The organism is Microcoleus sp. Pol12B5, from assembly GCF_036701335.1.
Taxonomy (GTDB): Bacteria; Cyanobacteriota; Cyanobacteriia; order Cyanobacteriales; family Microcoleaceae; genus Microcoleus.
Genome location: NZ_JAUBQQ010000045.1, coordinates 38796 through 48961, shown reverse-complemented (window position 1 = coordinate 48961; position 10166 = coordinate 38796). Strand labels below are relative to the sequence as shown.

The following is a 10166-nucleotide window of genomic DNA, read 5'->3' as shown; positions in this document are numbered from 1 at the left end:
CTGCTGCACCAAGGTAAGCTGACTGGCCTTCTTTATTTGGAAAATAACTTGATTGAAGGGGCTTTTACTACCGATCGGCTAGAATTGTTAAAACTTTTATCTGCCCAAATTGCTATTTCCATTGAGAATGCTCAACTTTACAAAAATTTACAGGAGTTTAATCAAAACTTAGAGCAATTAGTGAGCGATCGTACTCAACAATTATCGAACACCCTAGAGGCTTTAAAAGCCACCCAAACTCAGCTAGTCGAATCTGAAAAAATGGCATCTCTAGGAGGATTAGTTGCTGGTGTTGCCCATGAAATTAATACTCCCATCGGAGTGGGCGTCACTGTTGCTTCAGCTTTGGCAGAAAATACCACAGAATTTGCATCTATTTATAAAAGTGGCAAAATGAAGCGCTCGGATTTAGAAGAGTTTGTCGATATTGCTAGTCAAAGCAGTAAAGCACTTCTAATTAACCTAGATCGGGCGGCAGCCTTGATTCAAAGCTTTAAGCAAGTAGCAGTAGATCGCTCTAGCGAAGAACGACGTACTTTCCAAATCAGACCTTATCTTGATGAAATTTTATTACAATTAAAACCAAAGTTGAAAAATAGTCAACATCCGCTTAAAATTAAGGGAGATAGCAAAATTTCCATAGATTCTTATCCAGGAGCCTTGTCCCAAGTTGTGACAAACTTGCTAATCAATTCTCTGATTCATGCCTATGAACCAGGAATTTCTGGGCAAATAATCTTTGCTTGGGAGCAAGAAGGTAATCGGCTAAGGTTTGAATACGCCGATGAAGGTAAAGGTATTCCCCCAGAAAACTTAAGTAAAATTTTTGAGCCATTCTTTACCACTAAGCGTGGTCAAGGTGGCAGTGGGTTAGGGTTACATATTGTCTACAATTTAGTCACCCAAAAACTCAAAGGTGAAATTGAGTGTCTAAGTGAGGTGGGAAGAGGCACCAAGTTTATTATTAAATTACCCATGCAAATTGATTCACCAATGTAGAGTTCCAATTCCGATTTCCTGACCAAGATAACTAAGTAAGCCCACCTCATTAAAAGTAAAGTAAGGATGACTGAAAAGGTTGCTGTGTAACTCTTCTCCCTTCTGCCTTTTTCTTAACAGGTTTTCTAACTTCAAACCTAAACATTAGTAAAAAATAAAGGTGTACAGCAATGAAAAGTGATTTTGACGATTTGTTAACTCAACCATCTCCAGAAACAGTATACTTTGCCGAAGTAATCGACTCGGATGACGAGATATTGTTTGCAGATGAAACCCCAGAAGAAAAACTGAGTGAAAGCTGGAAAATTTTAGTTGTAGATGATGAGGCTCAAGTTCACACCGCTACCGAAATTTCACTCAGGAAGTTTGTCTTTGAAAATAAATCTTTAACCTTCATTAATGCTTACTCCGCTCGTGAAGCTAAACAGCTAATCCAAGAAAATCCTGATGTTGCCATCATTTTACTTGATGTAATTATGGAAACAGATGATGCTGGCTTAAACTTTGTTAAATATGTCCGCGAAGTCTTATGCAACCAGTTAGTGCGAATTATTTTACGCACGGGTCAACCCGGACAAGTACCTGAAAAAAGCATTATTATCAATTACGATATTAATGACTATAAAACTAAAACTGAATTAACGACGTCAAAGCTATACACTACGATGCTAACAGCTTTGAGAAGTTTTTCTCTAAGTCATAAATTGCAGTCTGAAATAGAGCGACGCGAACAAGTAGAGAAAGCACTCCGTCTCAGTGAAGAAAAAGAGCACCAAAAATCTGTTGTCTTAGAGCATTTTGTCAAAGAACTCCAAGAAACACAACTCCAGCTAGTTCAAAGTGAAAAAATGTCTAGTCTCGGTCAATTAGTTGCAGGTGTCGCTCATGAAATCAATAATCCGGTTAACTTTATTTATGGCAATCTGTCCCACGCCAACGACTATATTAAAGAACTCATTAATATGTTGAATCTTTACCAAAAGTATTACCCGCAACCAGAAGCAGAAATTATCCATGAAATAGAAGATGCAGAGTTGCCATTTATCATAGATGATTTACCAAAATTGCTTTCTTCCATGCAGTTAGGGATCGAACGCATTCGCAATATTGTTCACTCTCTACGCAATTTTTCGCGGTTGGATGAAACTGAAATTAAATCAGTAGATATCCACGAAGGCATTAATAGCACTTTGCTGATCTTACAGCACCGACTAAAGGCTAAGTCGGATCGGCCTGCTATTAATGTGATAAAAGACTATGGTGTATTGCCACTTGTGAACTGTTATGCCGGTCAGCTCAATCAGGTGTTTATGAACCTTTTAGCGAATGCTATAGATGCTTTGGAAGAGCGGGTAAGTAGAGAAAATGGTGCTGTTTTTCACCCCCAGATTTTGATTCGGACTGAAGTTGTACCCGGCAATTCGCATGACAACATTAGCTCGGGTTCCCACATCCTGGTAACAATTTCTGATAATGGTGTGGGCATGACAGAAACAGTTCGTGCTAAACTTTTCACTCCCTTTTTTACTACTAAACCCATAGGAAAAGGTACAGGCATGGGATTGTCCATCAGCCGAAAAATTCTGATAGAAAAACACTGCGGTCAATTGGAGTGTATTTCTACGCCACAGCAGGGAACGCAGTTTATTATTGATCTGCCGACTATCTGTAGAGCCACTAAGATCGCTGTAGCGAATGCCTAGAAAACTTATCTGGCTGAATTGATTGATCATATAGCAATCCTTGCAGGAGTCGTAAACTTTTTACCCCACCCCAACCCTCCCCTTATCAAGGGGAGAGAGTAAGGAATTCACAAATAATTTAGGATTGCTATATATCGGTTTTCAGTTGCATGAGAATAGGATAATTGCTAATTCCTCATTCATCGGAATTCTGACAGAATTTTTTTCCGCAGCAAGTCCCCCCTTTGCTGGGGTGGGGACTTGCTACGGCTTTAGCCACATTCTTCTAACTTAATTGTGTTGGTTTGCAATATATTTTTTAACAATCTCTTCCGAGGCGTTATTAACTGTGCCGTAAAAATACAGCATATTCCATGTATATTTAGTACGCTGCATTCCGTAGAGAAGCAGAAAAAATGAAAATTTATGCTATCGAGTTTCGTGAAAAAATAGTCAAAGCTGATGAACTCGGTGATCCATCAATTAGGGCGGTGTTGAATTTTTGAGCGCGTACATACAAGATTAACACATCTTGATAGCTCGTTTGACAGGAAAAACTTTTTGTTATTCTATATCAGATAACAAGTTGCTCAGACATTCCCTTCGATTATTAATTCACTATCTAAAATTGGCTAATCTTCCGATGCCATATCAAAATCTAATAAATTATTTTGGTTCTATGCGATCGCCGGCATTGCTTAGTTATACCCTAATTTATAAACGCCTTTTTTTGTAAAATAATCTAGGCGCTCAACGTTCTTCCCTCTGCCGTAAATGCTGCCCGATTTCTTGATGACATACGTGCCAAAAATACAGTGATAAATTCAGAAGAGCTAATAATTTAGTGCCATCTTCTAACATCGCGTGTACTCCTAGACTTTGAGACTCAAAAATATCCTCAAACCGTGAGATAGCAAACAAGAGGAATGCTACGACTAATGGCAGGTAAGGAGTGGTTTTGATGTCTCGCCAAAACTTAACTCCGTAAAAAAAGACAGCACTACCATAACAGAAATAAATTAATTTGCTAGATATTCCCAACCCAGAAAGAATCAAAGTCATCCGAAACCTGTCATCTAGGAAAAAGACTCCGAGTAGTAAAGCACTAAAAAATAAGAACATCCCCGATCGACTCTGCGGCTCTTTTTGGCGCAGCACTCCGAAAGTAAATGCACAAAGTGCTACTGGGATGCACCAGAGGACTTCGGAAACTCCGGTGAGAATTCCTTCGTAAGGGAACCAGAAATTAAAAGGGTCGCTAAACAGGCGTTCAACTCCGTCTCCCTGGTTGTTGAGTTTTGCGTATACACTCAGCCCGCCCAAAATCAGAACAGTCAGAATGTTAAAAGCAGCTAAAAACCGTACACGAAAAAAGTGTTTTTTGAAAATTTCTAAAGAATTTGACAACTTGGGAATTTTATCGAATAAAGGTAGATGCTTCATAAAAAATGTCTCTAAGCAATAGAGTTCGTTACTTATTCACTGGTAGCCAAACCACAAATGTAGTGCCGCGATCGGTTGGATATAATAAATTAGTTTCTGCAGAGGGCAGCCATTCTGGATTGACTGGGGAAAATACTTCTATTTCTCCTTGCATTTGGCGGACTAAATCGCGGGCGATCGCCAAACCCAATCCTGTACCGGGAATTTCTGTCTGCGCTTTTTCTCCCCGGTAGTGCCGCTCAAATAAATGCTCTAAATCCTGGGGAGGAATGCCGGAACCTGTGTCGCTGACGGCAACTGCTATGGCAGGCAATTGGCTGTATCCTGCCCGATCGCCATCCGCTGCTTTGTACCGGACTTTAATATAAATTTGGCGGCCGGCGGGGGTATATTTCAAAGCATTGTCAATTAAATTGCTCAAAACTTCGCGCAAAGCTCGATCGTTCGCTGAGACTGGTGGCAAATTCGCCTCCAGGTCGGCGACCAATTTCAGATTCCTTTCAGATGCGATCGCCTCGGCGGAAATTAACAGCGGTTTTAAGACTTCTGTAACAAAACAGGATTCCTCCAAATTGGCCGCAGGTGACAGCGAGAGAGGAGAATGCCGGATTGATTCCACATTGGACATTGCTTTTTCTGAAGTGTCCGATCGCAGTTTTAGATGTGCTTCGCCGGTGTCAACAGTTCGATCGAACTGGCCCAGCAACTCTTGTAGCCGATCACTCTCTCGGACAATACTAAAAGCCACATTGCGGTTTTTGTCTTCCGGTACCAGCCGCCGCGCTAACAGCTTGCCAAAAGTTCGCAACGCTGTCAGCGGACTTTTGAACTGGTGCAGCAAATTGTGCATCGTGTCGTAAACCTGAGCCTGGATTTGTCGGGCCGAACCCAATTCCTGCTGCATCCACTGCGATCGCTGGTCTAAAATGCAGGCTAGGGCTAAGGTGCGAGCAATTTGTTGTATTTGAGCCTCTTCTCGCTCGTTCCAAGGCCTGTCTTGCCGACCGCTGACTAGGAGTCCCATTACAGCTCCCTCGTGTATCAGAGGCGTCACAATTTGCATCCGCTGCTGCCACAAATTCTCCGGGCCTTGGCACTGATGGGAACTGCACTCCTTACCCGGAAGTCGATCGGGTGCGATCGCCTCTACCGTTGATTCTTCCACAGGCCGAACAGGCGGCGCCAGCAGTCGCGGTACCGGTTTCACTGTCGAGCTTTCGGAAGATTGCAACCTCAACCCCTGATTTTCTTCCAATTCGGCTGAGGTTTCTGGGTAAACTGCGATCGGCACCAACTTCGCTTCGCTGCCTTCTACCAACTCTTGTGTCAGGTATACCGCGCTGAATTTCGCTCCCAAACTAACGGCGATAGCCACCTGCGAACGGCAAAGTTTGACAAATTCTGAACTGGCTGGCATTAACATGAGCGCCACATTAAGATATCTAACGGAATTCTAAGTAAATTACAAATGATCGGCGGCCGATTACTGATGAGATACTTCTCGATTTCAGATTTATTCCCTTTGATAGAAGGCAGCTATGTTGAAGGCATGGGGCTTTTATGAACCAACATTGCCCCGCATCGCCCTCCGCGCAGCTTCCACCGATCCCCAAGCTTGGCTTTTGCCGGAACTTGCGGCCAACCATAGCACAACCGCTACACTTTTGTCGATCGGCACGAATGTTAAGATTATGTCGATATATTAAAAACAGTTGAAATTTTGAGCTAGAACGGATATACTGGCCTCGGATTTGGTAGCTATCATTACAACCTGTCTGCTCATACTGTCTGCTCACAGAGGAGGTAAAGAAATTGGCCAGGAGACGCAAACGCAAGAGTCGCCGCCGACAAGAAGGACGCAGAATTTTAGAGTGTGTGCCTCAATATAGCATCGAGAGCGGCGAAGATAAACCCGTAACAGCGGCTCGCAAGTTCATCCATGCAGAAGGCATTGCTCCCCCAGCTTTGCTGTTAGTCAAGCGTAACGAGCATACCACTGACAGATACTTCTGGGCTGAAAAAGGTTTATTTGGAGCCCAATACGTAGAAGAGAACCATTTCTTGTTTCCCAGCTTAAAGGTGATGTTGGAAGCTACCACAGAAAAAATTCCTGTGGTGTCAGCCAGCCGCGCATAGCTCAAAATGTTTAGCTCAAAACATTGACAGCAATGTTTTTCTAAGTTTTTTAACAAAAGCGCGAGAGTTCTCATTGTCTGGAGAGTGCCAACTGAAATTTCTGCGAAAAGTCCTTAGAAACTAGGGTATAAGGAGCCATCGCAACAGGCGTGATCGCAGCCCAAGGGCGATCGCCACAATTGGCACTTTCACGATAATGGTTTTTTTTTGACTGTTTTGTCGATCGAATTTGTCGATCGAACAAGTGGATCAAAAAAACAGCCACGGGTTTATCAATGCAAGAGCCACTCTTGAGTCATCGGTTTGTCAGCTCGAAGTCTAACTACGGCATCTAGCATATCAAAAAACGTTCCGCGTCAAACTTTATAATCGATCGGTTTCAAATCTAAAGCTTTTTGCATGGCTGCTAGTTCATCGCGGTGAGCTCTGACAGTAACAAAGCTCTTGGTTGGGCTTCCCGACTCAGCAACTGATTCGAGTTTGAGGGAGACTTGCTCAGAGCGTCCAGCTTTTTTCCAGTAAAATACCCCCGCCAGCGGGGACAGCAGTACCAAAGCTAGGAAAATTTGACCCTGCTGAGGAACTAGCATTCCCAAAACCAGTCCCAAGCACAGAGTGCCACCTGCACTCAGCAGAGTTAGAAAAATAGCTAGAAACCAACTCGGCCGCACAAAACCCTCAAACGTGACTTTATAGTTGGGGGCATCGACGGCTGCAACTCGGTAAGCTCTATCGGCAAAATACTGTTGTAAGTCGGTTAGCAGTGACTCTTGGGCGCTCTCGGAAGCCAGCTTGACTTGTTCGATGCGATCTTTGACTGAAGCCTTGATGAAGAAAAACAAGCCTACGGCCAACAGCAGCGTCAGCACAAAGGTAGAGGGAAGAACAGCAGTATCCATTGGTAGAAGTTTGTGTAATTGAAATTATCTACTATTACTTTACAGAACTTTACATAAGAAAGCGATCGAGGACTTACGCAGACACTTTTTTATTAAAATTCGCAGAAAGCTTCTTCTGCAAGGCGTTTTGCTCTCCATCACCCAATAATTCCCATATCTCCCCATCATCCCTAATTCTTAAGTGACAATGCGTAAGTCCTGATGTAGTGTAGCTGCTTTAATCGCTGTGTGGCGATCGAGCAAAGCGAAGGCAATCCGGCAAATCGCTTTGCAAGTAGCGCCAGCATCTCCAGGGTTTAGGCATCCGATTCCAACTCGGCTAACCTGTGTGACCAGTTTCTAAGGCGCGGGAACGACGCTCTGACGAGCCGTTTCCCTGACCAATGTACTCATGCCAGAGACGAGCGAGGTCTTGAGCTTGGTGACGCCACTCAGGGAGGATTTGATACATCCGGCGGGGGCGGCCGCGTCCTTCTACTTTTTTCCAGTAACCGGTGATTACGGCTTCATCTTCGAGGAATTTCAGAGCGCTGTAGAGAACGGTATCAGATAGTCGGTAGATGGGGAATTCCCTCTCTAGTTGGCCAATCAGTTCTGTACCGTAGGAATCTCCGCGCAATAACACGGAGAGAATGTAACACACAGCTAATTCCTTGTTTAGATAAACAGGAGGGGGGTCTTGAAAAAATTGATAGATATGTTCAAACTTCATCTGTCTTGTCCGCTGGAAACTCTCGTGATACCGTCAGGTTAACGGGAGAGGAAAGCGGGGCGGGGTGTGCCGCTTCCTAATGATTAAGTGGGACACCGGGGAAACAGAGGTGCAGTATTTCCCCAGTGAATGTTGATAGCCCCAAACGCTTGTCCTGCACTTCGGTAATGTGGGCCTGCGGCTTGGTTGAGCAGCGCTGACGTAACGCCGCTTACTAACTTCCTCTTCCAATCTATCGCAGCGACTATTGTCAAGTGTGCGATCGCCTGCAAGAATTGGCAGTTACTTTGGGAGTTAGTGTTTTAACTGAATTTGCCGTTGATGTTTGCGTTCAAGCGCAGGCTTTAAACCGAACTCAGGCCTAACATAGCCCGCAGTGTAAAAGTTAGAAAGACAAAAGTCGCTACAATCGAACTAATCAGGGCGATCGCACTTGTCGGTCGATCGAGCAGGGGTTTGAGTCGCTCGAACAGGAAAAAGAAAATTCCCAGACATATCGTAATGAAAAAGCGCGGGTAGCGAGAGACGTTATTAATAAAATCTTGCATTGGCTTGGTGGGGTAAAGTGTCACAGCACGATCTTTGACTGGTAACACTTGTGAGCGAGTTAGACAATTTTGGCACAGCCGGAGCTAAATCTGCCGATCGGGCGATCGGGCATTTTTGCCGGCCAGGCTGACATATATAATTCTAACGAAAACTTTTCGCCGATGGCTCCAGCACTGTCTGTTTAATGCCACGCGACCTCCGGTAAGAACTTCAGAAGTATGTCTATTGAGTTCTAGTTGTGATAAATATTATAGGGCCGTTATTTCTAGATAAATGTCTGCTGCCGCACCTTCTTTCGTCTTGCCACGTCCGTTTCTGAAATGGGCAGGAGGCAAAACTAGGTTGATTGGACAATATCAACCTTATTTTCCTGAAAAGTTCACAACTTACTACGAGCCTTTTTTGGGTGGCGGAGCTATATTTTTTTACTTAGCACAGCAGCACCCTGGTTTGCAAGCTGTTTTAACAGATATTAATCCTGAGTTAGTTAATGCTTATCGCTGTGTCAGGGATAAAGTTGAGGAACTGATTCTACTTTTAGAGGAACATCAGTTAGAACACACCAAGGACAATAAAAATTATTATTACTCGGTGCGATCGCGCTCCTACAAAACAGATACAGAAAAAGCAGCACGCCTGATTTACCTAAATAAAACTTGTTACAACGGCCTCTATAGAGAAAACTCAAAAGGTGAATTTAATGTTCCCATAGGTCGATACAAAAATCCTAACATTTGTCAAGCAGATTTACTGCGATCGGTCTCATCTTTACTCGCGCCCGCTCAAATTGAAGTCAGAAAATTCGATAAAATTTTGGATCTTGCTACCAGTAGCGAAGACTTTGTTTATTTTGACCCGCCTTATTATCCAATCAGTGCCACCAGTAACTTCACGACTTACAGCCGGGATAATTTCAAAGAATCGGAACAGCTTAAACTGAGAGATATTTTTGCAGAACTTGCAGAACGGGGCGTGAAAGTTATGCTGTCTAATTCAAACTGCGATTTTATCGAAAAAATCTACAGCGATACTCAACTTTTTCCAAATAAATCTCTGCCAAAGCTCCTTGAGATATCAGCATCTAGGGGAATTAATTCTAATAGTTTTAAGCGCGGAAAAATCACGGAATTATTAATACGTTCATTTTAAGTTTTACTTACGCAAAGTCTCTAATTAAGCATATTTCGTAGGATCAATACGTGGTTAATCCACACGTGGCAAAGCTCCGGGATTCCTGTTACAGATATTTGTTAGCCCAGGTAATGAAACCTTCGAGTTTGTGAACTGCCAACAGATTTTGATTGTCAGGAATTTGTTTTTTAAACCAGTCGATCGAACCTTGCCTCATACCGTCACCACCCACTATAACAATAGTAGGAACCCGATAACAATTTTTAATATTTAAATTTAGGTAAGGATACTTCTCGTCTACTGAACCTTTGTCTTCTTGCCACTTGCACTCAACAATTAGACCCCGAGGAAACAAACCGGAATCAACAATATAAAAATCGACATTTATTTCACTTTCATAAATGCTAGACCCGATATAAACCTGTTTAGCATATCGCTTGGGATTTTCAGTAGAGCTTAAGAGCCATTCTCGCTTGCGCTTTTTCGGCAACTGGGGACATATTTCGAGATATCCGTGGCCTCTCAACGTACCTTCTACAGTTGTTTCTAAAACAAAACCAGTTTTATTGGCTCTAAAACCCCTATTCATTTTGTTGCTTCCTGAATATAATTTGA

At 43.1% G+C, this 10166-nt stretch carries 12 protein-coding genes; 5 read left to right on the top strand and 7 right to left on the bottom strand.

Translation table 11 applies throughout. The features are described from left to right. A partial coding sequence (locus QUA24_RS18395; RefSeq protein WP_333231100.1) for a GAF domain-containing sensor histidine kinase occupies positions 1–999 on the top strand: 999 nt, incomplete at its 5' end. A gap of 170 nt (positions 1000–1169) precedes the next feature. Next, a complete protein-coding gene (locus QUA24_RS18390; protein ID WP_333231098.1) occupies positions 1170–2702 on the top strand; it encodes an ATP-binding protein in 1533 nt (510 codons plus the stop codon). 729 nt (positions 2703–3431) lie between these two features. On the opposite strand, the gene QUA24_RS18385 is transcribed toward QUA24_RS18390, so the two are convergent. Next, on the bottom strand, positions 3432–4124 hold the full coding sequence (locus QUA24_RS18385; RefSeq protein WP_333231096.1) for a hypothetical protein: 693 nt from the start codon (positions 4122–4124) through the stop codon (positions 3432–3434). 28 nt (positions 4125–4152) lie between these two features. Beyond that, positions 4153–5541, bottom strand: a complete 1389-nt coding sequence (locus QUA24_RS18380) for a sensor histidine kinase (protein WP_333231094.1) — start codon at positions 5539–5541, stop codon at positions 4153–4155. 121 nt (positions 5542–5662) lie between these two features. Between QUA24_RS18380 and QUA24_RS18375 the strand changes: the two genes are divergently transcribed. Both QUA24_RS18375 and QUA24_RS18370 read left to right on the top strand, forming a co-directional pair. Further along, positions 5663–5830 carry a hypothetical protein gene (locus QUA24_RS18375; RefSeq protein ID WP_333231092.1) on the top strand — a complete coding sequence of 56 codons (168 nt, stop codon included), beginning with the start codon at positions 5663–5665 and terminating at the stop codon, positions 5828–5830. A 106-nt stretch (positions 5831–5936) separates the two neighbouring features. After that, positions 5937–6260, top strand: a complete 324-nt coding sequence (locus QUA24_RS18370; protein ID WP_006635576.1) for a DUF3155 domain-containing protein — start codon at positions 5937–5939, stop codon at positions 6258–6260. A gap of 70 nt (positions 6261–6330) precedes the next feature. Here QUA24_RS18370 and QUA24_RS18365 read toward each other — a convergent pair whose 3' ends face one another. From QUA24_RS18365 to QUA24_RS18350, 4 genes are all read right to left on the bottom strand, one after another. Next, on the bottom strand, positions 6331–6525 hold the full coding sequence (locus tag QUA24_RS18365) for a hypothetical protein (RefSeq protein WP_333231090.1): 195 nt from the start codon (positions 6523–6525) through the stop codon (positions 6331–6333). Positions 6526–6616: 91 nt separating this feature from the next. Beyond that, on the bottom strand, positions 6617–7159 hold the full coding sequence (locus QUA24_RS18360) for a cofactor assembly of complex C subunit B (RefSeq protein ID WP_333213382.1): 543 nt from the start codon (positions 7157–7159) through the stop codon (positions 6617–6619). 319 nt (positions 7160–7478) lie between these two features. Next, a complete protein-coding gene (locus QUA24_RS18355; protein ID WP_333083597.1) occupies positions 7479–7871 on the bottom strand; it encodes a PadR family transcriptional regulator in 393 nt (130 codons plus the stop codon). Positions 7872–8215: 344 nt separating this feature from the next. After that, positions 8216–8419 (bottom strand): DUF751 family protein, encoded by a 204-nt coding sequence (locus QUA24_RS18350; RefSeq protein WP_333083642.1) that lies wholly within the window; start codon positions 8417–8419, stop codon positions 8216–8218. Positions 8420–8693: 274 nt separating this feature from the next. Here QUA24_RS18350 and QUA24_RS18345 point away from each other — a divergent pair, with 274 nt between their 5' ends. Then, complete coding sequence (locus tag QUA24_RS18345) at positions 8694–9569, top strand: DNA adenine methylase (protein ID WP_333231089.1); 876 nt, start codon at positions 8694–8696, stop codon at positions 9567–9569. Positions 9570–9657: 88 nt separating this feature from the next. Here the strand turns inward: QUA24_RS18345 and QUA24_RS18340 are convergent, their stop codons facing one another. Next, complete coding sequence (locus QUA24_RS18340; RefSeq protein WP_333231087.1) at positions 9658–10140, bottom strand: PD-(D/E)XK nuclease superfamily protein; 483 nt, start codon at positions 10138–10140, stop codon at positions 9658–9660. Positions 10141–10166: the final 26 nt, after the last annotated feature.

Excerpts from the sequence above, each read along its gene's own strand:
- QUA24_RS18390 (WP_333231098.1), top strand. The coding sequence starts at position 1,170 with ATGAAAAGTGATTTTGACGATTTGTTAACTCAACCATCTCCAGAAACA.
- QUA24_RS18385 (WP_333231096.1), bottom strand. The coding sequence starts at position 4,124 with ATGAAGCATCTACCTTTATTCGATAAAATTCCCAAGTTGTCAAATTCT.
- QUA24_RS18380 (WP_333231094.1), bottom strand. The coding sequence starts at position 5,541 with ATGCCAGCCAGTTCAGAATTTGTCAAACTTTGCCGTTCGCAGGTGGCT.
- QUA24_RS18375 (WP_333231092.1), top strand. The coding sequence starts at position 5,663 with ATGTTGAAGGCATGGGGCTTTTATGAACCAACATTGCCCCGCATCGCC.
- QUA24_RS18360 (WP_333213382.1), bottom strand. The coding sequence starts at position 7,159 with ATGGATACTGCTGTTCTTCCCTCTACCTTTGTGCTGACGCTGCTGTTG.
- QUA24_RS18355 (WP_333083597.1), bottom strand. The coding sequence starts at position 7,871 with ATGAAGTTTGAACATATCTATCAATTTTTTCAAGACCCCCCTCCTGTT.
- QUA24_RS18350 (WP_333083642.1), bottom strand. The coding sequence starts at position 8,419 with ATGCAAGATTTTATTAATAACGTCTCTCGCTACCCGCGCTTTTTCATT.
- QUA24_RS18345 (WP_333231089.1), top strand. The coding sequence starts at position 8,694 with ATGTCTGCTGCCGCACCTTCTTTCGTCTTGCCACGTCCGTTTCTGAAA.
- QUA24_RS18340 (WP_333231087.1), bottom strand. The coding sequence starts at position 10,140 with ATGAATAGGGGTTTTAGAGCCAATAAAACTGGTTTTGTTTTAGAAACA.